Raw genomic sequence first — 23,199 nt, 5'->3', positions numbered from 1 at the left:
CTATTTACCCTTTTTATTAAAAAATAACAAAGTATAAAACTATTAAGCAATAGATATATCAAAAATTCATATAATTTCTTATAACTTCTATTATCTCATCCTTGTCCTTTAGAGTATTTAATTTATTTCTTATTTCCTTTGAATCCTTCATACCCCTAAAATAATTTGAGTAGACCTTTCTCATCTCTAGGATGCCAAGTTTTTCTCCTCTATAATTTATTTTTCGCTCTAATTCATCAATCATTAAGAGAAGTTTTTCTTTATCTGTGGGGGTTTTATAAGATCCAGTTTTTAAAAGTTCTTCGATTTGATTAAAAATGTAGGGATTTCCAATTGCACCACGACCAATTGCAACTCCATCTACTCCAGAATATTTAATCTTTTCAACTGCATCTTCTGGGTTTTTAATGTCGCCATTTCCAATTACTGGAATTTTTACATTTTTCTTTACTTCTTTTATAAAATCCCAATCGGCTCTTCCTGTGTAATATTCTTCTCTTGTTCTGCCGTGAACTGTTACAAAGGATGCTCCAGCTGCTTCAATGTTTCTTATAGCTTTCATAGAAGAAATTCCCTTTATTCCCTTCCTTACTTTTACAGAAACAGGTTTTTTTGAATTTTCTACAACAGATTTTACAATATCATATACTAAGGATGGGTCACTTAAAAGATAGGAACCTGATTTGTTTTTTACAATCTTTGGAGCAGGACAGCCCATATTTATATCTACATAAGAAAAATTGTAATCATTTAAAATACACGTAGCCTCGCCCATAATTTTTGGATCACTTCCAAAAATTTGCACAGAAACTTTTTTCTCCTTTGGAGATATTTTCAAAAGGTCCATTGTCTTTTTATTTTCATAGACAATTGCCATGGCTGAAACCATTTCTGTTACTGTTATGTCCGCACCCTTTTCAGTCGCAATTTCTCTAAATGCAATGTCGGTGTAGCCTGCCATTGGTGCTAAAATTTTTAACAAAAAATCACTCTCAATCTATTTTATTATTTTTTTCATATATAATTTTTAGTCCTTCAAGAGTTAAAAATCTATTGATTATGAAATTATACCTTGAATCACTTGTAAGCATTGTTGAGAAACCACCAGTTGAAATAATATTAGTGTCTTCTTCCTTCCAATTTAGTTCTTTTAAAAGTTTAGCAACTATTCCATCGATCATTTCTTTAAAACCATAATATAAACCTGATTGCATAGCTCCAACTGTATTTGCTTGAATAACCTTATCTGGCGCAATAATTTCTATCTTTGGAAGTTTTGAAGTCATCATAAACAGTGCTTCAGCAGAAATTCCTATGCCAGGCATAATAAGTCCGCCAAGATAATTTTTTCTTCATCAACTACGCAAAAAGTCATTGCCGTTCCAATATCTACGATTATTGATTTTTTGCCATAAATTTCTAATGCTCCCACAGCATTTACAATTCTATCGGCACCAACTTCTTTGGGATTATCGTATTTAATATTAATTCCCAAATCTAATTCACAGTTTACAATCATTGGATTTTTATTAAAATATTTTTTCACCATAGAAGGAAGTGTGTGCATAAGATTAGGCACAACTGATGAAATAATTACATCTTCTATATCTTGAGGATCAATATTGGCATGAGTTAATGTGTTTATAAAAATTAAACCATATTCATCTGATGTTCTAGTCTTCACAGTAGAAGTTCTAAAATCATTTACAAGTTCGTCTCCCTTATAAACTCCCCAAGTTATGGAAGTATTTCCTACATCTATCACTAATAACATTTTTACACCTCATATAACAAATTGTTTTTATTATATATTTTATAATATTCTCTTTCAACTAATTATTTACCCAAAAAATATTATTTGCTCAATCTTTTTTAATCTAAGATAAATATTTGCGTCAACCTTATTGACAATCTAGTAAACATTGTGTACTATGTTAATTGGAGGTTAATGATGAAGATTAAAACAAAAGATATAACAAAAATTGCACTTTTAGTTGCACTTATTGCTGTAGGAGCATTTATTTCTATTCCAATTGGACCAGTTCCCTTTACTCTACAAAACTTTTTTGTATTTATGACAGGACTTTTACTTACACCTTTTTATGCGGGACTTACAGTTTTTATATATGTTCTGCTTGGGCTAATTGGTATTCCAATTTTTGCAGGTTTTACTGGAGGCTTTGAATCCTTTTTAAAACCAAGCTTTGGATTTTTAATTGCCTTTATTATAGGGGCTGCATTTATATCTAAATTTGCTCATGGTGAAAAAAGCTTTGGAAAAATTATGCTTGTATTAATTTTAGCTGAAGTAATTTTCTATGCAATAGGTCTTCCTTATATGTATCTAATATTAAATAATGTAATGGGCAACTCAATGGATGTCGCTAAGATACTTTCTTTAGGTATGATACCTTTTATTATACCTGATATGGTAAAGGCAGTTGTTGCTGCAATTATTGCACCAAAAATTTTAAAAGTAATAAATAAGTAATTTTAAAGTTTAATAATTTATAAATAATAGAATAATTAATAGAAAAGTCTCGCTTCTGTGCGAGATTTTTTCTATTCTAATTATAGTTATATATTAAAAATTCTGTTATAATATCTTGGTAGGAGGTTATTATGAAATATTCCAAAAACAATAAACCTCGTGGAATGATTAAACTTTCTAGCGTATTAAAAATACTCATATTAATAGTTGTTGCTGCAATTATTATTTTAGGCTCAATGGCTACCGCTATTGTACTTGGTATTTTTAAAAAAGCTCCCGTAATAGACCCCTCAGAGTACAGATCACAACTTTCTGAGACTTCAAGGATCTATACAAATGACGGAAAACTAATTGAAACATTGGTATCCGATGAGTTTAGTGAGTTTGTTCCCTATGAGGATATACCAAAAAATTTAGTAAATGCCATTGTGGCGATAGAGGATGAAAGATTTTTCGAACACAGTGGAGTTGACTATAAAAGAGTTGTTGGCGCTCTTATCCACGACTTAAAAACCAGATCCTTTGATCAAGGTGCATCAACTATTACTATGCAGCTTGCGAAAAACTTGTACACTTCTTTCTCTAAAAGCGTAGTGAGAAAAATTACAGATGTTTATTATTCCTACCAAATAGAAGAAGACCTTACTAAAGAGCAAATACTTGAAGCTTACTTAAACTCTGCAGGTTTTTCTAAGGGAACTGTTGGCGTACAAGCTGCTGCTAAAACTTTTTTTAATAAAAATGTATCTGAGCTTGACCTTGCCGAATGTGCACTTTTAGCAGGCGTTACAAACTTGCCAGAAAAGTACACCCCTTACAATACTCAAGAGATTAGTCCAGAGGATGACCTTGGAAATATCGAAGTAGTTTTACTTCCAAAAAATGAAAATTCAAAACCTAATTCCGATGAAATCATTGAAATTGCAAAAAGTTTAAATGAGCTAGGACAAATAGATAATTTTGATCTTATTCAAATACAAAATGATTTAATGGTTCCAGTGAAGGCTGTCTTCAATAAGACTTCTCAAGAAAGACAAAAATTAGTTTTAAAGAAAATGCATGAGCAAAATCTCATTACTAATGAAGAATATGAAAATGCCTTAAATGAAAAAATCGACATCAACATTGGTTCTCGTAAAGAGAGTGGAATTTCCTCTTTCTACACAGATGTAGTTCAAAAAAATACTATTAAAATTTTAATGAACTCGGGCTATACAAAGGAAGAAGCTACAAGCAAATTATTTAACGGTGGATTGAAAATTTACACTCCCATGGACATCGATATACAAAGAACATTGGAACAAGTGGTTTCAAACCCTAAATATTATTATGGAGGCTTCACCGACAAAAATGGAGTAATTCAACCACAAGTTGCATCAGTTATAATAGACCAAAAAACTCATGAAGTTAAAGCTCTTGTAGGTGGTAGAAATGTAAGTGGCGGTAGATTGTTAAATAGAGCTCTAGTTCCTAGACAACCTGGATCTTCTATTAAACCTATTTCAGTTTATTTAACTGCTTTTAACAATGGAGCAACTGCAGGCGATGTTTATCTTGACTCTAAAATGCCAGAAAAAATATTTGGCTATTCACCTAGAAATTCAGGAAATTATTATCAAGGTTGGACTACTATAAGGAATCTCCTTCGTCAATCTTCAAATGTTGGTGCATTTCAAGTTGCAAGAGATATTTCTGCTGATAAAGATGCAAAGGCAAATAAAAATTCAACATACTCAAAAGTATACAATGATGAAGAATCAATTAATAAAATGGTGGACACTCTAAAATCCATTGGCGTGAGCACAATTGTAGAAAAGAAAGACAATCCAACATGGAATGACATGGACTATTCTCCATTAACTCTAGGTGGAATGAGCTACGGCATAAGTCCCTTTGAAATGGCTGGTGCTTTTACTACACTTGCCAATGAAGGAAAATATGCAAATCCCTATGTAGTTTCAAAAATCGAATCAAATACTGGTGAAGTTATCTACCAAGTTGATCCTAAAGAAGAAGAAATTACAACGCCTCAAAATGCATATATTTTAACAGATATGCTTAGAGATGTTGTAAAACGAGGAACAGGTCGAAATGCATCCTTTGCAGGACAAGATATTGCAGGTAAGACTGGTACAACTAACGACAAGAAAGATGTCTGGTTTGTCGGTTACACTCCTTACTACACTTGCTCTGTTTGGATTGGCAATGACAAAAATCAAAAATTATCCTTCGGTTCAACTCAGTCAGCTTATCTTTGGAAACAAATTATGAGAGCTGTTCATGAAGACTTAGATAAAAAGGAATTTGAGGAACCTAATGGAATTTATACAAAATACGTTAACGGAAGGCGAGAACTCTTTGCCGATGGAACTAAACCACATTACACAAATAAAATGGGTTGGTATAAAGATTCTCAAGAGAAAAAGAGCGAAGATAAAAAAGATGATAATGACAAAAATAATGACAATGAGAAGAAATCATCAAATGAAAATGAAAGTAAAACTAGAAAAAAATCTAGTTCAAAGTCAATAATTACAGATGAAAATGAGGAATAAAATTTGTAATTAAAAGTAAAAATCTCTAAAGTTTAATTAAGCTTTAGAGATTTTGGTTCTTTGTCAAATAGTGTTGGTGAATAAAAATTAATGATATATGGTTTATGTCTTATGGCTTAAACCATATATTTTTTTATGGTAAAAACATAAAAAAATTCTTAATCTAAAATTATCAAAAGAACGATAGCCATATGAGATTCTCTTAATAACTTTGATCTTGTTGTTAATACCTTCAACCTTTCCATTGTTGTAATTAGTATTTAAAGTATTCTTAATCTTTTCTAAATGTTTGATAGCTGTACTTATCGCTGCCTTAATTTTGCTATATATTTCCCCATACTCATCAGGTTTAAATTCCTGCAAAATAGTTTTTAAAGTGTCAAAATTTTTCTCTCTAATAGCAAATAAAATATTTTGGATTAAGTCATAAATCTTCCTGAAAGAATAGTCAAAATCTAAAATATGTTCAACTATTTCTTTTTGAGAGATAAATCCTTTAAAACAAGGAAAACTCTTAAAATGTGTTGATATTAACTTAGCCTTAGGAAGCAATAATAACTTCCAGTACCTTTTTAAACACCTATACTCATGAGAGTCTGTTTTAAACTTCTTCATTAGTTGAACTCTTGCCATATTAAAAGCACGAGTAAAATTTTGAACAATATGGAACTTATCAAGAACAATACAAGCGTTTTTAAAAACCTTTTTAACAAGTTCCATATAGGGAGAGTAAATATCACAAACAACAATCTTAACTTGATCTCTAACTCTTCTTGGGAATCTTAGAAAATAAGTGTCTAATTTAAATAGTCTCCTATCAGGAAGTATATCAATAATCTCACCAGTAATAGAATTGGTACAAATAAAGCTCATCGCGCCTGATACATTTTTAGTAGACTTAAATTCATCTATAGATAGTACAGGTGGAAGATAAGAAAAGTCCTGTTTAAAGGATTTACTCCATTCTTTAAAAACTCTAACAACAGTATTAGGGCTTACACTATTAGATTCAGCAATAGACTTAAAGGATGAAATTTTAGTAAGATCTACAGCAATCTTTCTTTTTACATCATTAGATATATTAGAATACTCATTAACTATATTGGTTTTAGCACTAAAGGTAGAACCGCACTCTTTACATAAAAATCTTTGCTTTTTTAGAAAAAGAATAGTTGGTATATTAGAAACATCAGGAAGTTTAATCTTACAAATCTTAGTACCATATTTTATAATGTTAAAAGATTCATTAACATGACCGCAACATGGGCAAACCTCTGGTGTATAAGTTAATTTTCCATAAATAAATTTAGTATCTATGTACTTAACTTTCTTTACAATAATATTTTCAGTATCAATTACTATATTTTTATCTTTAATATTCAACAAATCTTTTATATAATTATTAATAGACATAGAATCACTCCTTGGTATTTGGTTGCAACTATATTTTATAGGAATGTGATTTCTATGTCTATTTTTTATACATTTCCATACAAAAATAGTGCTGATGATTTCTCACCAACACTATTTATTATAGAACCGAGATTTTTTATGTCTAAAATATTTCGAGCGATTAATTTTTCAAAAAATAATTTCTTAAAATTTTTATAAAAAGTTATATAGGTATAAAATTATAGGAAGTGTAATAACACATAAAATAGTCGACTGCATTACTAGTTTTGTTGCAAAAACAGGATCTACATCGTATTTTGTAGAAAAAATTCCCGTTATAGATGCAACTGGCATTGAAAATAAAATTATAATTATTTTTTCCACAAAGGGATCTATACTAATAGGCATTATACAAAATAAAGCTATTAATATTACTGGAAATAAAATAAGCCTATAAAAACTCATTACATAAACTCTTTTTTCTACAAAAATATCCTTTATATCCATTTCTCCAAGCATTAAACCAATTATAATCATAGAAAATAAACCTGTGCCATTGCCTACAATTTCTAGTACGCTATAAATAAAATCTGGAATTTTAAAGCCCGAAAATAAAATAATTAACCCAGCTATTGTAGCAATATTAGCATTGTTGAAAAAATCACGAAATTTTAGTTTTCCTTCTTTTGTAGAATTTTTCTTAATAAGTCCAATGCCCATTGTATAAGTAAAGTAATTTGAAACCATATTTACAATAGATGCTATATAAAGACCATCTTTGCCAAACATGGCGAGTATTAGCGGAAATCCTAAAAATCCTAAATTTGTAAAAATTCCTCCCATCATCATTTGTGATTTATTAGGTTCTTTTACTTTATAAAATTTCATTATGAAATATATTAAAAAATAAGAAAAAATAAAAATTATATTTGCAATTAAAAAGGTATCTCGTGCTTGAATTAATTTGTCCTCTGTAAATTCCACTGTCATTGATGTTATTATGATACATGGAGTTGTAATATCTGTTAGTAAATAGGACATATCCCTTTGTAATTTATTGCTAACTTTATTAAACTTTCTAACAAAAAATGCAATCATAATGATAATTAAAAATATCATTAAATTTTTAAAAAGTATAAAAGTTTCCATATTCCTCCTATATATAAAAAAAGCCTCTTTTTACAGAGGCTCACTCTATTAGATTTAATTCTTAAATATTATCTTCACTTAATTATCATCTTCTGAAGTTTTCTTTTCTTTTCCCTTTTTATTAATTATCTCACGAGCTTCTTCGGAAAGGTCGGTGATTTTTATTGAATCGTCAATATCAATGGATTCCTCTTCTAATTTTTCACCGTTAAAAATCTTTTCAAAGTCCTTCGAATAAATTGTTTCCTTTTCCAAAAGTGCATCAGAAAGTGCAATTATTTTGTCTAAGTTGTCGCTTAAAAGTTCTTTACACCTTAAATAAGCTTCGTTAACAATTCTAGAAACTTCTTCGTCGATTTCAGCAGCAGTCCTTTCAGAATAATCCTTTGATCTGCCAAGGTCACGACCAATAAAAACTTCATTTTCAGATGAATCGTAGTTTATTGTACCAAGTCTGTCGCTCATTCCATATTGAGTAACCATGGCACGAGCAATTTTTGTAGCTCTCTCAATATCATTGGATGCCCCCGTAGAAATATCGTCTAAAACCAAGGACTCTGCAACTCTTCCTCCAAGAAGTGAAACTATGGATGCTTCCATTTTTTTCTTTGTCATGAAAGAAATGTCGTCTTCAGGAAGATAGGCTGTAAATCCTCCAGCCATTCCCCTTGGAATAATTGTAATCATGTGCACAGGATCTTCTTCTGGAAGAAGTCTTGACACAATTGCATGTCCTGACTCGTGAACTGCTGTTAGCTTTCTTTCCTTTTCAGAAACTACACGGGATTTCTTTGCAGGACCTGCTTGAACTTTTATAGATGCTTCGTCAACATCTTCCATTGAAATTTCACTGTCGCCACGCCTTGCAGCAAGTAGAGCCGATTCATTCATCAAGTTTTCAAGATCTGCTGGAGTAAATCCAGGAGTTCTCTTTGCAATTACTTCGAGATCAACATCGCTTGCAAGATTTTTGCCCCTTGCGTGTATTTCAAGGATTGCTTTTCTTGCACGCACGTCAGGCTTTCCTACATATACTGTTCTATCAAATCTACCTGGTCTTAATATTGCAGGGTCAAGTATGTCTGCTCTATTAGTTGCAGCCATTACTATTACACCTTCATTAGTTCCAAAACCATCCATTTCAACTAGCAGTTGGTTAAGAGTTTGTTCTCTTTCGTCATGTCCACCGCCAAGACCTGCACCTCTTCTCCTACCAACAGCGTCAATTTCGTCAATAAAAATTATACAAGGTGCGTTTTTCTTTGCATTTTCAAATAAATCTCTTACTCTTGATGCACCAACACCTACAAACATTTCTACAAAGTCAGAACCACTCATGATAAAGAAGGGAACTCCAGCCTCACCCGCAACTGCTTTAGAAAGGTAAGTCTTACCAGTCCCTGGAGGCCCTACTAAAAGGACTCCCTTAGGTATTCTTGCGCCCATATTTATAAATTTCTTAGGATTTTTTAGAAAGTCAACTATTTCACCAAGTTCTTCCTTCTCTTCTTCAAGTCCTGCAACATCTTTAAACTTAACTAGATTTTTTGCCTCTTCCTTGTTAATTAGCTTAGCCTTGCTCTTTCCAAAGGAATTCACTTTTCCTCCACCGCCGCCAGCTTGTTGCATCATTCTATACCAGAAAAAAATTAGAAGTCCAAACATCAATAGAGTAGGGATCCACTCAACTAAAAAAGAAGTTTGCTTAGTTGGAGTAGACAATACATTTATCTCTCCTGCATCACTTTTTTCCTTTAAATAATCTTTATAGAAAGTATCTGATGCCTCTTGCGGTATTACAGTTCTAAAGGATTCATCATTTTTTAATTTTACGCTAGCAACGGAATCCACTCCATTTTGAAGAGTTACACTTTTTACATTTCCTTTGTCAAGTTCCGTTACAAATTCAGTAAAACTTTTTTCTTCAACTGCACTTGCTGGTGGACTAAAAAATTTTATTGTAAGCACTAATACAACTATTAGTAAAATATAAAATCCAGCTCCCCCAAATTTTTTATTCAATAATATCACCTCATTGTTTTGAATACACAGACTCATCTAATATTCCTATAAAAGGAAGAGCTCTGTATTTCTCGTTATAATCCATACCATATCCTATTACAAAATAATCTTCTATTTCAAAGCCATTGTATTTAACAGGCAAATCAATTTTTCTTCTACTTGGTTTAGAAAGCATAGTTACAATTTCAATAGAATTCGCTCCCCTAGACTTTAAAACCTTTGTGAGATAAGAAAGAGTAATGCCTGTATCAATAATGTCTTCAACTATTAAAATATCTTTTCCAACAATCGAAGTAGAAATATCCTTTAAAATTCTAACTTCGCCCATTGACCTTGTTCCTTGATAACTTGATACATCCATAAAATCATATTCAAGATTCAAATCTATTTTTCTCATAATATCTGCCATAAAGGGAACAGCTCCCTTTAATATTCCAAGCAAAAATAAATCCTTGTCCTTGTAATCTTCAGTAATCTTCTCGCCAAGTTCTTTAACTTTATTTTGAATTTCTTCTTCCGAAAAAATAACTTCTTTAATATCTGACATTTCTAACCTCCAAGACGAGTTTATTCAAAGTATTTTCATCTATTTTGACATCTTCAGAAATATCCATGCCAATAATATAGATGATTTTCTCTTCATCACAAACAATTCCTATTTTATCTCTTTTTAATCTATCGACTTTTCTATCAATAAAATAGTCCTTTACCTTTTTATTTCTTTTCATGCCAAGAGGCTTAAATCTATCGCCACTCTGCCTTGTCCTAATAAAAAGCTTTCCTTTAATTTTATCACAGTCTATAGTTTTTATAAAGGAAGGAGCTTCAGAATTTCTTTCATCTCTTGAAATAAAGATTTCTCCAAAATCAGTTTTATTAATACCCAATTTTAACTTAGCATATCTTTTTTCTCTTTCAGCTTTTTCTCTTTCAATAAAAACTTTATCATAGGATTTTCTAGCAGAAATATTGCTTCCAAGTTGAAGAACTTTTCCACTTTCCCCAAAAAATAAATTGTAAATACTTAAAATATTATCTCGATTTAAAATATTTTCTGCGTAAAAATTTTCTATTAAGTATTTTTTTATTATTTCACAAGCCAAAAATTTGTGAATTTTTATAATTTCATCTACTACAAAATAATTTTCTTTAACAGCTTTTTTATAATTTTTTTCAACAATTTCTTTAATAAAATCATCTGCGTCCCTGGCATTTTTAGAAAGCCTTAAAAGAGAATCAATTATATTTGGATTTAGCTTGCTTAAATAGGGAATTAAACTTAGGCGAATTTTATTTCTCGTGTAAATTTCTTCAAAATTAGTCTCATCATCTACATAAGCTAAATTGTTTTTATGCAGATAGTCTTCAATTTCCCTTCTCTTTATGTCTAGGATAGGTCTAAAAATATCGCCCTTGACTTCAGAAATGCCAACTAATCCAGAAATTCCCGTTCCTCTAATAATATTAAATAAAAGAGTTTCTGCTCTGTCATTGGCATTATGTGCAGTTAAAATTTTTCTATTCTTAGAGTTTTCTCTAAAAAAATTGTACCTTAAAATCCTTCCCGCTTCTTCAGAAGAAAGTTTGTTTTCCCTTGCATATTTATCCATGTTAACAGTTTTTGTTATGCATTTTATCTTGTAACTCTCACAAATATTTTTTACAAAATCCTCATCTCTTTTTGCAGTTTCACGGATTCCATGATTTAAATGGCAAACTATGATATCAAGATCCAATTCATCTTTTATGTCCATAAAATTATAGAAAAGATACATTGAATCTGCACCACCAGAAACTGCTAGAGTTAACTTGTCGCCCTTTTTAATAATATTTAATTTTTTTAAATTTTCACAAAATAATTTATCCATAATAAAAAAGTGGTAGAACTATCAAAAGATAGTCAACCACTTGTTAATTTCTAGAATTCCTCTTCTTAGTCTTTTGATTATATCTCGCTCTTGCTTCATCAAGTTTTGTATTGCTTTCCTTTAGGAACTTGCTCAAAATATCTTCAAATCTCGAATCAACTTTTTCATCTTTAGGTTCTTCCTTTTTTTCAACCGCATCCTTTATTGAAAGAGCAATTTTCCCCTTTTCGTCTATACTTAGAACCTTAACTTTAACTTCGTCGCCCTCTTTAATGTGATCATTAATATTTTTAACAAAAGTATCTGCAATCTCTGAAATATGTACTAGACCACTTTTGCCTTCTTTTAAATCGACGAAAGCCCCAAACTTAGTAACTTTACTTACAATACCTTCAACAATATCGCCTGGCGATAAATCCATAATTTCCTCCTATTTTATTTAAAATTTTCTTTATCATTAGATTTCTTTTCATTATTTAAAACTTTATCTTTGTCAAAAGCTTTTTCTTTGTTCTTGTCAACATAGATAACCTCTCTAGGTTTTACCATGCCCAACTCTTCTCTTGCCACCTTTTCAACAAAATCAGCAGAAGAAGAATTTTCAAGTTCTGAATTTAAATTATCTATTTCAAGTTTTAAATTGGAAATTTCTTTTTTATTTTCAGAAATTATCTCTAGTTTTTGGTTTCTCATGGAAATTGATTTACCAATTTTCACAGACCCATATAAAACAGAAAACAAAATAATAATGGCAAGTGCCACTGGAAATTTTTTTCTATTAGCCTTCATAAAATCTCTCCAATTTAAATTTCAACTCTTTAATCAATTCTCTCATAAAGAGTCTGTGCATCCTTTTTGCTATTTACATCAGTTATATCCTTGACTCTTACATTTATTTCTCTTTCGCCGAGCTTTAAAGTCAAAACATCATCTATATTTACCTCTTCTGATGGTTTTGCGACTTTGTCATTGATTTTAACAAGACCCTTTTCACAAGCCTCTTTAGCAATAGTTCTTCTTTTAATAAGTCTTGAGTTTTTTAAAAATTTATCTAATCTCATAATATACTCCACATAAGAATATATCAAAAAAACTAGAAAATTTCAATACTAAGAAGAGAGTTGTTCATAAAAAAATATATGGCCTAAGATTTCTCTTTAAACCATATATTTATAATTTCCCTTCCCAGCATTAGCTATTGTAAAGCTCGAAAAAGTACCTTTCTTTTACATTACTTTTTAAAATCTATTTCTATGCAAGTGTTTAATCTTTACTAAAGTCTTTTAATTTTACCACTTAACTACGTAATTTATTGATAAGTAAAGATAATTAAATATTATTAAGATTAACATAAATACTATCGCTGACTTTTTATAACCTTTTTTGAAACTTCTATACATAGCTAGAAGACACATGATTTGTAGTATAAAGTATAAAATTGTATACTTGTCTGTTAAAAAATATCTAGGCATTAAAATTTACCTTCTTCCACTCCAGTGTACTGTAGTTATATACCCCCCTTGAGGATCATATATTTCATACTTATAATGTTCTTCAATTAGTTCCTTTTGAAATCATAGTTTAAAATATAACTCTCACACTGGATAGACTCCCATTTTCTATAATCTATCTCATCATTAAACTAGTAATTAGTTATTAACAAGATACCCATCAATTATATTTATAAACACTTTTCTTTTGAAACATACATATATAACTATGCTTTATTCACCTATTTCTTTTTATTATATAGTTACCTTGACCATTCTTAATTTTAGATCTTAAAGCAAATATTTTTCTCAAACCTGTTAATAATATATAATGAAAAATAAATTAACTTTTAATTGCATATACTTAAGCTCTAAAAAATTATCCTCTTTCTAATTCTTCATTATAATAAATAAAAAAAGGCTCTATAATATCTGTTGGGGAGTAAATCTCTAACAGATATTTTTATGTAAAAAAAATTGCACTTATACGCATTTAGTCCTAAACTTAAAATAACAACAAACTTTGTTAGGAGGTGCATATAAGTGCAAAATAATAATAACATGAATTTGTTGGGTTTTAAAGATGTAATTTTTGATAGTTTTTGTGAGGATAAGGAATTTGTTCACATTTATGCTTCTGTTACAAAGATGGATACTTGTCCTCACTGTGGTTCTACAAAGATTTGGGTTCATGATCATAGGATTCAAAAGATTAAGGATACTCATATTCATGGTAAGAAATGTCTTATTCATTTAAAGAAGACTAGGTATGATTGTAAGTCTTGTGGTTGTCGTTTTGAAAGAGAACTTGATTTTATTGCTAAGGGTCACACTATGACTTATAGGCTTGTTTTTGCTATTGTTGCTGAATTTAATGAACTTCATTCTAGCTCTTCTATTGCTAGTAGGTATAATGTTTCTTCTAATACTGTTTTGAGAATTTTACATTGTTTATATGTTTCAAGAGCAAAACTTTCAAGTGTATTGTGTATAGATGAGTTTAAAGGTGATAGTGGAAATATTAAGTATCAAACTTCTCTTCTTAATGGTGATAAGCACTCTGTCATTGATATTTTGCCTACTAGGGATAAGAACTTTTTGTTTAAATACTTTAAAAAAGTTCCTAACAAGGAGAGACAAGAAGTTAAGTTTTTTGTAAGTGATATGTCCAATACCTTTAAGTCTGTTAAGAATAGGTTCTTTAAAACTTCTATCCATATTGTTGATAGGTATCACTTCATAAGACAAGTTTCATGGGCTTTAGAGAATGTTAGAAAGAGGATTCAAAAAGATATTTCTTCTAAGCTTAGAAAGTATTTTAAGAGAAGTAGGAGTCTACTTACAAAACCTGCTTCTAATTTAACAACTGAACAAGCTAAAGAAGTTTCTTTAATGCTTGATTTAAACAACGATTTGAAGTTAGCATATAGGTTAAAGGAACTGTTTTACCAATATGTTCTAAGTCAACCCAATAGAGTTAGAGCATCTAAATCTTTAAGGGAATGGATAAGAAGAGCTGAAGAATCTGATTTAAAAGAATTTAAATCTTGTATCACTGCTTTTAATAACTGGTTTGATGAGATATGTAATTCTTTTGATTATCCTTGGTCTAATGGTCCACTTGAAGGTACTCATACTAAGATAAAGACTTTAAAAAGAAATTGTTTTGGTATGAAAAATTTCAATTTGTTTAGAAAGAGAATCATGTTTGCTTGTAAGTAATGATATGAAAACGGGAAAATTTTGCAAAACCCCTAGGGGTTTTGTTTGCTATACCTATTTTTAGTAATTTTTTAGTTATTTTAGTTTTGATATTCTAATAGCGCCTAAGTATTGATTTTTTAATGGAAAGAGAGACTCGAATTAACGAGTCTCCCCAATATTTGACATAGAGCCTAAAAAAATAGTGCAAGATAGGCATTAACACCTTCTTACACTATTTTGTACTAAAAATAAGTAGTTCTCATGCTACTTTATCACCTAGTTTAAAGAAGCACTAGATCTTACTTATTAACAGCTTCTTTAAGAGCTTTACCTGATCTAAAAACTGGTGCTTTAGATGCAGGAATCTTAATAACTTCTTCTGGATTTCTAGGGTTTCTTCCTTCTCTAGCTTTTCTTTGTCTAACTTCAAAAGTTCCAAATCCAACTAATTGAACCTTTTCTCCCTTAGCAAGAGCTTCTTGAACTGAAGAGATAAATCCGTTTAAAGCTTGTTCAGCGTCTTTTTTAGTAAGACCTGCTTTTTCAGCAATATTTGCTACTAATTCTGATTTGTTCATTTAATATCCTCCTTGAAGATTTTCTTTAATCTTTTCTTAGAATTGCCATGTTTCAGAAAACATCACGCACTTATAAAGGGCACGCAAACCTAAGACTGTTACAATTATAACTCATATTGACTTTATTTTCTACATTTATTTAAAAAAATCCGCTATTTTATCCAATCTTTTATAGATTTTATTATAAATTTGTCGTAAATCAATTAGACCATCATTACTCTTTAACAAAATTAATAAAAGTGACAATGCTAAGATATTTTCTTCATTTTCATAATCCATAGAAATTGAATTGGACTTTTTTATAATTTCATTTTTTATATTTTTTAAATTAGCTTCATCTAAATATAAATCTTCTTCATTTATAATAGATGACATTTTATTTAGAATAATATTAAGATTTTTGCCTTTGCTCCTTGGAATATAAACACAGGATTGATGATTGTAGTCGTCAAGTCTTGGAAGTTCATAAATTTTTATTTCTCTTACAATTTCATCTTTAATACCTGCATTTGTAATAACATAAGCTAAATCTTCTTCGTCATAAATTTCTTGAAGTTCTAAGGATAAATCCGATGCAATTCTCTTGTTGTAAACTTGAGTTATTATAGTATCTCTTCTAGTATCAAAGTCGAATTTATTGGCATCCGAATCCAAAAACAATAGCCCGTCCACTGCATCTCTTCCTACTGCTGCAAGCACTGGTTCAATAAAGGAAATTCCATTTATTATATTTATGTCGATCTTTTTTTCTATTAACATCTTCACTGTTTTTTCTGCTACAAGGGGTGTGCCTGGTACAAAATAATTTATGTCTTTGTTTTTAGATTCTTCGATTAAAATCTCGACTACTTTAGAATAAACTTTATCAAAACTATCCATCTCATCGTAGAGATAGTCAAAAGATTTATATTTTATATTATTTTCTTTAAAAAAGGAAAGAGAATCATGTCTATCTGTCCTGAGAAAATTTTTATTTCCATTTTTCATAATTTTTACTGCTTCAAGAGTGAGATCCTTGGCAGAAGTGGAGCCTAGCCCAACTACATTTATCATTTTTATCACCTTTAATATTATATCAGCTGTAATTAAAAAAATCCTTTATTTGAAAAAATGATAAGAAAATCTATTGCATAAAAAAGAGAGGTCGCCCTCTCCTTTAAAACTTTAAATTAATCAAATCCAAACTTTTTTCTCATGATTTCAAGTTCTTCATCAGTTAAATCATTTTCGTCAACTGGCTTTTCTCTTTCTTCTTCAGCCCTTTGTTTTTTTCTTTCTTCTACAATTTTGTCGTGTTCAGCGATAACCTGTGCTACAACTTCCTGTGGAATATCAATTGATTTGTTTTCCACTTCTGAAAGTTCAACTTCTCCGCCTACGCATAACTTTTTGCCGTCTCCAAATTCGTAAACAAAAACTTCAAGTTCTCCTGCTGGATTTTTTATTGAAATTTTGTAATCTTCGTCAAGAGAGTTTATATCCTCTACGAGATAGTTTACTACTGCAATAGTGCCTGAACCACAAGATCCTTCTCTAACTAGAGTTTCTGATCCTTCTACAAATACATAGGGAATAGCTTGAAGTTTTTCTTTGTCAAAAAATACTATTCCATAGGCTTCAGCTTTGTATTTTTCTTTTAAAACCTTTAAAGCCTCATCTACAAATTTTTTATCTTCTTTTTCTTCAACAATTAGATGGCTGATGCCGTTAAGTTCTATTAATTTGTATTCTTTTCCATTAATTTCGACATTTTTTTTGTCAAGAGGAGCTTCCATTGCTACATAAGCCCTTTGATTTTTTACATCTGCAATTACATCAGTAGTTCCTTCGTGACCACTTACATATACTTCAATATCAACAAGTCCATCTACATCGTAAAATCCTGCTGAATAAAGTCCATAGGCTCTAGTTGCATTGGCACAAAATTCTCCACCCATCATGTCCATTCTCAGTGGTGCACCTTCGTATGCTGGAGATATAAAACCAACTTGTTCAACATCTTTATCTATTTGTTCAATGATGCACTTTGTGTAAGCTTTTCTATATCCCGGATACACTGGTGCAATTACAAATCCTGTAATATTTCCGCAAGGATTTGCTCTAAAATATTTAAAATTTTTCTTCATAATAATCCCTTCTCGACTATAAAGTTTTGGCTTCTTAAATATTATAACATACTAAGTCAGTATTTTTTGCTCGATAGTTATAATTACAAGATTTTTAAATTTTATTTATTTTAAATACTTTTTTAACTCTTCTGCTCTATCAGTTTTTTCCCAAGTAAGGTCTAAATCAGGTCTACCAAAATGTCCATAGGCTGCTGTTTGCCTATAAATTGGTCTTAATAAATCGAGGTCACGTATAATTGCAGCTGGTCTCATGTCAAAATTTTCCATTATAATTTTTTCAATTTCTTCATTGGATAATTTTCCAGTGCCAAAAGTATCTACATATACAGAAGTTGGTCTCGCAATTCCAATGGCATAGGCAAGTCCAATCTCAACTTTGTCTGCAAGTCCTGCTGCTACTAAGTTTTTTGCAATGTATCTTGCGTAATATGCACCAGACCTGTCTACCTTTGTTGGATCCTTTCCTGAAAAAGCTCCTCCTCCATGTCTTCCAAAGCCTCCATAAGTATCTACAATAATTTTTCTACCAGTAAGCCCTGCATCTGCCATTGGTCCACCAATTACAAACCTTCCCGTTGGATTTATAAAGAATTCTGTATCATCATCTATAAATTCTTTAGGCACAACTTCTTCTACAACTTCTCTAATAATATCTTCTCTAATCTTTTCCATTGGAATTTCTGGTGCATGTTGTGAAGATACTACCACATTTTTTAGTCTAATTGGTTTGTCTTCTTCATATTCAACAGTTACTTGAGTCTTTCCATCAGGTCTTAAATAATTAAGAGTTTTATTTTTCCTCACTTCAGTAAGTCTTCTAGCAAGTTTATGTGCAAGGGAAATTGGAAGTGGCATCAATTCTTCTGTATCATTGCAAGCAAATCCAAACATAATTCCTTGATCTCCAGCTCCAAAGGAATCAAGCTCGTCAACTCCTTCTTGTTTAAATCTGTCAACACCCATAGCAATGTCAGAAGATTGTTCCTTTATTGCAGATAAAACTGCACAAGTTCTCCCGTCAAAACCATATTTTGCCCTATTATATCCAATATCTTCTAATACTTCCCTTGCTGTCTTTTCAAAATCTACATAAGTATCTGTTGAAATTTCTCCTGTAATTACTATCATTCCAGTGGATGCCATAGTTTCGCAAGCCACTCTCGCATTTTTATCCTCAGCTAAAATTTTATCTAATATAGCATCAGATATTTGGTCGCAAACTTTATCAGGATGTCCTTCTGTTACGGACTCTGAACTAAATTGCCATTTTTTCATTTTTAATTCCTCCATTTTAAATACCCTTGATTTAATGTATGAATTTTATTTAAAGTTTATAATTTTGAAAATTAAAATGCATTCATAAAAAAATCCTCACGCAAAAGTGAGGATCATCAAACCTCATCTTTCAGATAAAATTCTGTAGGATTTAGCACCAACTAGGTTGCCGGGTTTCAAAGTGCCTATTCACTCCACCACTCTCAATAAGGTATTATTTTTAGTTGTAAAATGATTATAGCATTAATATTTATCTAATGCAATAGATTAAAGTAATTCATAAGAGATATTCCCACTGGATAGGTAATTATACTCATTATAAAACTAAGAGTTATTACCTTTGATGCAAATTCATAATCAGATTTCATCTGCTTTGTGAATATGAAACAATTTGCCGCACATGGTGTCGCCCAAAAAACAAAGGCTATGCCAAGTTCCATATTTGTAAATCCAAGTTTTACACCAATTGGAATTAATATTGCTGGTGCAAGAATGGTCTTAATAAATGCAGAAATAAACATTAACTTAAAATCACTCTTTGAGCTTTCAAAGTTTAAACTAGCACCAATTAATATAAGGGACATTGGTGTAGAAATTTTCGATACCATTTCTATCGCCTTGTCCACTCCCTGATAAACTGGAATATGTAAAAAATTAAAAATTGCACCAACAATTATGCTGATGATCATTGGATTTTTTATAATTTTTATCGCAATATCTATAATTGAAATTCTCTTCTCCTCTGACTCGCTATAATAAGTTAAAAGAATTATTGCTGAAATATTATAAAGAGTAAGTCCAAAGGAAATTATAATTATCATATGCTCCATTGAAGGTGCACCATTATAAATTATATCTAAAATTGGAAATCCAACATAGACAAAATTAGAGCGATAGGCACAATGTACAAAGGCAGACAATTTTTTCTTGTCCTTAATTCTCAAAGATTTTGCAATAACAATAGAAATGAAAATTACAAAAATTATTCCCAACAAAATATATGCCACATATTTTAGATGAAAGGATTCAATCCTTGAACTCTTTATATCATAAAATAATTTAAAGGGCAGAGCTAAATAAAAAACTAGCCATGTACCCTTGTCCACAAAATTATTATCTATATATCCTCTCTTTTTTGCAAAGTATCCAAGAAGCAAAACAAAAAAAACTGGAGTTACAATATTAAGTCCCATTAATAAGTTTTCCATTTAATCACCTATATAAATTATAGGTTAAATTTTTTCTCTTGTCGAGTGTCATCTTTTCAAATACAATAGAAGTAGGAGGTAATATTATGAAAAAAATTATGGGTACAATTGTCGCATCTCTTATTTTGTTTTCAAGTGTAAATGTATTTGCCAGTGTTAAAGTTTCTAGCCAAAGTATTGTTCTAGATGGAAAGGATACTGGAATAAAGGGTTACAATATTGAAGACAATAATTATTTTAAGCTTAGAGATGTTGCTGCACTTTTAGATGGCAAAGATGCTGAGTTCAATGTAAGTTATGACGAGGATAGATCTGCTGTAATGATAAATAGCAAATCAGACTATAAAAAAGTTGAGGGTGATTTAACTCCACTAAAGGATAGCGACAGTGAAGTTAAGGTTTCCAAACACAATGTATATGTGAATGGAATAAGACATTCCTTTAGTGTATACACTATTGACGGATATAATTATTTTAAACTAAGAGAATTAGGTCAAACTATTGGATTTGACGTGAATTTTGACGAAAAAACTAATAGTGTTATAATTGACTCCAAGGCAATTGAACCAAAATCTCTTGTAAAAAATCAAGTGGACATAAAAATAGTCGAATATGCTACAAGTTACGAAGACAAAGAACTGGACATCCTAAAGGACCCTATTTTAGACATCAATGTTTTTTTAAAAAATATTAACAATAATATACTTGCAACTAAAGATTCTGGACAAATCAATGGCAATGTTCAATATGTAAAATCTGAAAATATAGTAGAAGTAATTCCTTTATCAACAAAGTTCAACGGAAAATTCACATACAAACCTTATATAAGAATAACTCAAGATAAAAAATCTGAAGTTTTCCCTTATGAAGGTAATTTTGAAGTTGCAAAAACTTTAACATCAAGGGGCTTTGACCCTACAAGCGAATTTAAAATTAGCCTTGGAACAAATATAAGTGATAATTTTGTTGAATACTCATCTTTTAATTATAAATAGTTTTGGGTATAATAATTTAGGAGGTGTTAACTTTGGAAATAAAAAAAGATATGTTAATTGGAGAAATCCTTTCAAAAAAACCTGAATCAATTGGAACTTTAATGAGTTTTGGAATGGGTTGTATTATGTGCCCATCTTCTCAAATGGAATCCCTTGAAGAAGCTGCAATGGTTCATGGCATAGATCCTAATATTCTTGTAGCTGCACTTAATAAAGACAGTAAAGAAGAAGCAGATGCTTAATTTTTAAGCTAAAGAAGGGGCAGTGCCTCTTCTTTTTTTACATAAATACTTTAAGGCTTTAATAAGGAGGTAAATATGAATAAAAAAATAATTTTTGGTCTTGCCTTGATTTTAGTAACTGGCAGTGTCTATGCAAGTATAAATAAAGACCTTGCAGTAAATTATAGCTCCAAATATATTGAAACAGATGAGGCAGTGACCCTAGAAGTTACAGATGTTGAAAAGAAAAAAGTTGAAGAAATAAAAAAGATTTTTAATATAAGTGGAGATTATGAAAGCTTTACTATTTTAAGTGACCCAATGAATAGTGATAGCGGAAGTGATTACTTAAACAAGCTCATAAAAAATAAGTCCATCACAACTTACAGGTGGTCTGACGAAAAATTAGGCGAGCTCAGCGTCTCCTACACTAGCGATGGAGAATTTATTTCTTATAGCAAGTGGACGAGTTCCAATGAAGAAAATAATAAGAAAAAATATTCAAAGGATAACGCTCTAAAGGCTGCAGAAAATATTTTAAAAAAGGCAATCAAAGATTTTGACAAGAAATATATTTTATCCGATTATAGTATCCGCCCTGGCAGTGATTATATAGACCTAACTTATCAAAGGCTTTTAGCTGGAATACCTCTTGCTGATAATTATTTGAATGTAAGCTTTTCAACTGAGACTGGCGAAATAAGTGACATGATGCTCATGGGAGATAATTCCTATGCCATAACATTTTTAAAAGACGAGGACTTTAAGGGGGAGGCAAAAATTAGCCTCGAAGATGCACAAAAAATATTTTTAGAAAAATCACCCCTCACTCTCTCCTACAAGGTGACTAAGGACGGCAAGTCTGTAGAAAAAGTTTTTTCAAGTGATGTAGTGGATATTGATGCCCTTACGGGTAAGGTTTTTAAAAATAATTTAAGAGATCCTTTCATGCCTTATGCTACTGAAGAGGCAAAGGATTCAGCTGGTTTAAGTGAAGTTGAAGTGAAAAAAATTGACGGCTTAAAGGATTTAAAGAAAAAATCTGAAGCTAAGGACAAGGCTCTTGAAATCGTTGGCAAGTCTTATACAGTTGAAAGTATTTCCCTAACTTCCGACAAGGATAATTATTATTACAGAATAAATCTTGAAAATGAAAAAAATCCTGGCAGCCTCCTATTAAATGCCAAGACTTTAAAATTAGTCAGCTTAGATATTTATAATGACAAAAGGGATGTCAAGACTAAGGTCACTGATGAAGAAGCTAAAAAAATTGCCCTTGACTTCCTAGAAAAGTATGGGGACAAGACTGAACTTAATTTGGAAAAAATTGATGTAAAGAAATTTGACTACACTACTATCCCTTTTATACCAAGGTTCGTGAACTCTCTTCCAGTTCTTGGTGAAGGCGTAACTATTGCGGTCGATGACGAGAAAAATGTTGTAACCTATGAAAAATATTTTTCAACAGCAGATTTTAGCAAGGCAAAAGATATAGCTCTTACAAAGGATGAGGCAAATAAAATTTATTTAAATTCTAAAAATTTTGGTCTCAAGTATGAAATGACTGAAGAGGGCCCTAAGCTTCTCTATGGAAAAATAAAAAATATTGTCCCTCTAGTTGGCGAAGATAAAATTTTGAGAGATAAGTTTGGAAATGTAGTTAACTTTAAAAATCAAATTTCCTATGAAGATTTTGATAATGCAAAAAATAAAGAAGCTATAAATTATTTAAAGGACATGGAAATTGGAACAATTGGCAAAAAATTATCTGACAAAATAACTTATAAAGAATTTATTGAATTGATTAGCAGAAATTATGGCTGGGAATACTATGACGACAACAGATATGGTTTTGATATGAATAAAGTTAAGGATAAAAAAATTCCTGAAAGAGATGTAATTAAATTTTTAATAATAGACAATAGTTTACAGGACTTCACAAAAGCCAAGGGAATTTTTAAAGATGATTTATTTAAAAATCAAAAATCACTAAAGGAATATGAGAATTATTATATCATTGCAAGGGGTTTTGGCTATATCGGCGATGAAATTAACCCAGATAAAGAGCTAAATCTCGAAGAAATTTTGTACATTATCTATAATTCAATAAAGTAATTGTAAC

Annotated in this window: 20 protein-coding genes, 1 pseudogene and 1 riboswitch; of the genes and pseudogenes, 6 read left to right on the top strand and 15 right to left on the bottom strand. The window is 30.6% G+C overall.

What is annotated here, in order from left to right; translation table 11 throughout:
- Positions 1-58: 58 nt before the first annotated feature.
- Together dusB and BIV18_RS08940 are read right to left on the bottom strand one after the other, a co-directional pair.
- Positions 59-982, bottom strand: coding sequence for a tRNA dihydrouridine synthase DusB (gene dusB / locus BIV18_RS08945; protein ID WP_083635568.1), 924 nt, complete (start codon positions 980-982; stop codon positions 59-61).
- 10 nt (positions 983-992) lie between these two features.
- A pseudogene (locus BIV18_RS08940) lies at positions 993-1,774 on the bottom strand (type III pantothenate kinase).
- A 177-nt stretch (positions 1,775-1,951) separates the two neighbouring features.
- On the opposite strand from BIV18_RS08940, the gene BIV18_RS08935 reads away from it, so the two are divergent.
- Entirely contained in the window at positions 1,952-2,491 is a 540-nt protein-coding gene (locus BIV18_RS08935) for a biotin transporter BioY (protein ID WP_075660257.1), read from the top strand.
- A 131-nt stretch (positions 2,492-2,622) separates the two neighbouring features.
- Positions 2,623-5,046 (top strand): transglycosylase domain-containing protein, encoded by a 2,424-nt coding sequence (locus BIV18_RS08930; protein ID WP_075660256.1) that lies wholly within the window; start codon positions 2,623-2,625, stop codon positions 5,044-5,046.
- Between the two features lie 102 nt (positions 5,047-5,148).
- Here the strand turns inward: BIV18_RS08930 and BIV18_RS08925 are convergent, their stop codons facing one another.
- From BIV18_RS08925 to BIV18_RS08890, 8 genes are all read right to left on the bottom strand, one after another.
- Positions 5,149-6,459, bottom strand: coding sequence for an ISL3 family transposase (locus BIV18_RS08925; RefSeq protein WP_075660255.1), 1,311 nt, complete (start codon positions 6,457-6,459; stop codon positions 5,149-5,151).
- A 192-nt stretch (positions 6,460-6,651) separates the two neighbouring features.
- Positions 6,652-7,587 (bottom strand): AEC family transporter, encoded by a 936-nt coding sequence (locus BIV18_RS08920; protein WP_075660254.1) that lies wholly within the window; start codon positions 7,585-7,587, stop codon positions 6,652-6,654.
- 78 nt (positions 7,588-7,665) lie between these two features.
- Positions 7,666-9,609: an ATP-dependent zinc metalloprotease FtsH gene (gene ftsH / locus BIV18_RS08915; RefSeq protein WP_075660253.1), complete on the bottom strand. Its 1,944-nt coding sequence runs from the start codon at positions 9,607-9,609 to the stop codon at positions 7,666-7,668.
- A 10-nt stretch (positions 9,610-9,619) separates the two neighbouring features.
- Positions 9,620-10,156, bottom strand: coding sequence for a hypoxanthine phosphoribosyltransferase (gene hpt / locus BIV18_RS08910; protein ID WP_075660252.1), 537 nt, complete (start codon positions 10,154-10,156; stop codon positions 9,620-9,622).
- Complete coding sequence (gene tilS / locus BIV18_RS08905) at positions 10,143-11,477, bottom strand: tRNA lysidine(34) synthetase TilS (RefSeq protein ID WP_075660251.1); 1,335 nt, start codon at positions 11,475-11,477, stop codon at positions 10,143-10,145. The genes hpt and tilS overlap by 14 nt, the downstream gene beginning before the upstream one ends.
- Before the next feature lie 43 nt (positions 11,478-11,520).
- Positions 11,521-11,898 carry a S1 RNA-binding domain-containing protein gene (locus BIV18_RS08900; RefSeq protein ID WP_075660250.1) on the bottom strand — a complete coding sequence of 126 codons (378 nt, stop codon included), beginning with the start codon at positions 11,896-11,898 and terminating at the stop codon, positions 11,521-11,523.
- Between the two features lie 14 nt (positions 11,899-11,912).
- Complete coding sequence (locus BIV18_RS08895) at positions 11,913-12,266, bottom strand: FtsB family cell division protein (protein WP_075660249.1); 354 nt, start codon at positions 12,264-12,266, stop codon at positions 11,913-11,915.
- Between the two features lie 29 nt (positions 12,267-12,295).
- Positions 12,296-12,538 carry an RNA-binding S4 domain-containing protein gene (locus BIV18_RS08890; RefSeq protein ID WP_075660248.1) on the bottom strand — a complete coding sequence of 81 codons (243 nt, stop codon included), beginning with the start codon at positions 12,536-12,538 and terminating at the stop codon, positions 12,296-12,298.
- Positions 12,539-13,528: 990 nt separating this feature from the next.
- Here BIV18_RS08890 and BIV18_RS08885 point away from each other — a divergent pair.
- Entirely contained in the window at positions 13,529-14,689 is a 1,161-nt protein-coding gene (locus BIV18_RS08885) for an ISL3 family transposase (RefSeq protein ID WP_083635506.1), read from the top strand.
- A 281-nt stretch (positions 14,690-14,970) separates the two neighbouring features.
- Here the strand turns inward: BIV18_RS08885 and BIV18_RS08880 are convergent, their stop codons facing one another.
- From BIV18_RS08880 to BIV18_RS08860, 5 genes are all read right to left on the bottom strand, one after another.
- Positions 14,971-15,249, bottom strand: a complete 279-nt coding sequence (locus BIV18_RS08880; protein WP_075660247.1) for a non-specific DNA-binding protein Hbs — start codon at positions 15,247-15,249, stop codon at positions 14,971-14,973.
- Positions 15,250-15,384: 135 nt separating this feature from the next.
- Positions 15,385-16,302 (bottom strand): SAM-dependent methyltransferase, encoded by a 918-nt coding sequence (locus BIV18_RS08875; RefSeq protein WP_075660246.1) that lies wholly within the window; start codon positions 16,300-16,302, stop codon positions 15,385-15,387.
- Between the two features lie 116 nt (positions 16,303-16,418).
- Entirely contained in the window at positions 16,419-17,375 is a 957-nt protein-coding gene (locus BIV18_RS08870; RefSeq protein ID WP_075660245.1) for a histidine racemase CntK family protein, read from the bottom strand.
- Between the two features lie 105 nt (positions 17,376-17,480).
- Positions 17,481-18,653, bottom strand: a complete 1,173-nt coding sequence (gene metK, locus BIV18_RS08865) for a methionine adenosyltransferase (protein ID WP_075660244.1) — start codon at positions 18,651-18,653, stop codon at positions 17,481-17,483.
- Between the two features lie 120 nt (positions 18,654-18,773).
- Positions 18,774-18,866, bottom strand: a riboswitch (SAM riboswitch).
- A 41-nt stretch (positions 18,867-18,907) separates the two neighbouring features.
- On the bottom strand, positions 18,908-19,861 hold the full coding sequence (locus tag BIV18_RS08860; RefSeq protein ID WP_075660243.1) for an AEC family transporter: 954 nt from the start codon (positions 19,859-19,861) through the stop codon (positions 18,908-18,910).
- 86 nt (positions 19,862-19,947) lie between these two features.
- Here BIV18_RS08860 and BIV18_RS08855 point away from each other — a divergent pair, with 86 nt between their 5' ends.
- The 3 genes from BIV18_RS08855 to BIV18_RS08845 all read left to right on the top strand — a co-directional run bounded on the left by BIV18_RS08855 (position 19,948) and on the right by BIV18_RS08845 (position 23,192).
- Complete coding sequence (locus tag BIV18_RS08855; protein ID WP_075660242.1) at positions 19,948-20,856, top strand: stalk domain-containing protein; 909 nt, start codon at positions 19,948-19,950, stop codon at positions 20,854-20,856.
- A gap of 32 nt (positions 20,857-20,888) precedes the next feature.
- Positions 20,889-21,098 carry a DUF1858 domain-containing protein gene (locus BIV18_RS08850; RefSeq protein ID WP_075660241.1) on the top strand — a complete coding sequence of 70 codons (210 nt, stop codon included), beginning with the start codon at positions 20,889-20,891 and terminating at the stop codon, positions 21,096-21,098.
- Positions 21,099-21,173: 75 nt separating this feature from the next.
- Entirely contained in the window at positions 21,174-23,192 is a 2,019-nt protein-coding gene (locus tag BIV18_RS08845; protein WP_075660240.1) for a YcdB/YcdC domain-containing protein, read from the top strand.
- The last annotated feature ends 7 nt before the right edge of the window (positions 23,193-23,199 follow it).

Source organism: Peptoniphilus grossensis (genome assembly GCF_001940285.1).
Taxonomy (GTDB): domain Bacteria; phylum Bacillota; class Clostridia; order Tissierellales; family Peptoniphilaceae; genus Peptoniphilus_A; species Peptoniphilus_A faecalis.
Note: the sequence above shows the minus strand (reverse complement) of the source record. Positions and strands in the feature narration are given on the sequence as shown.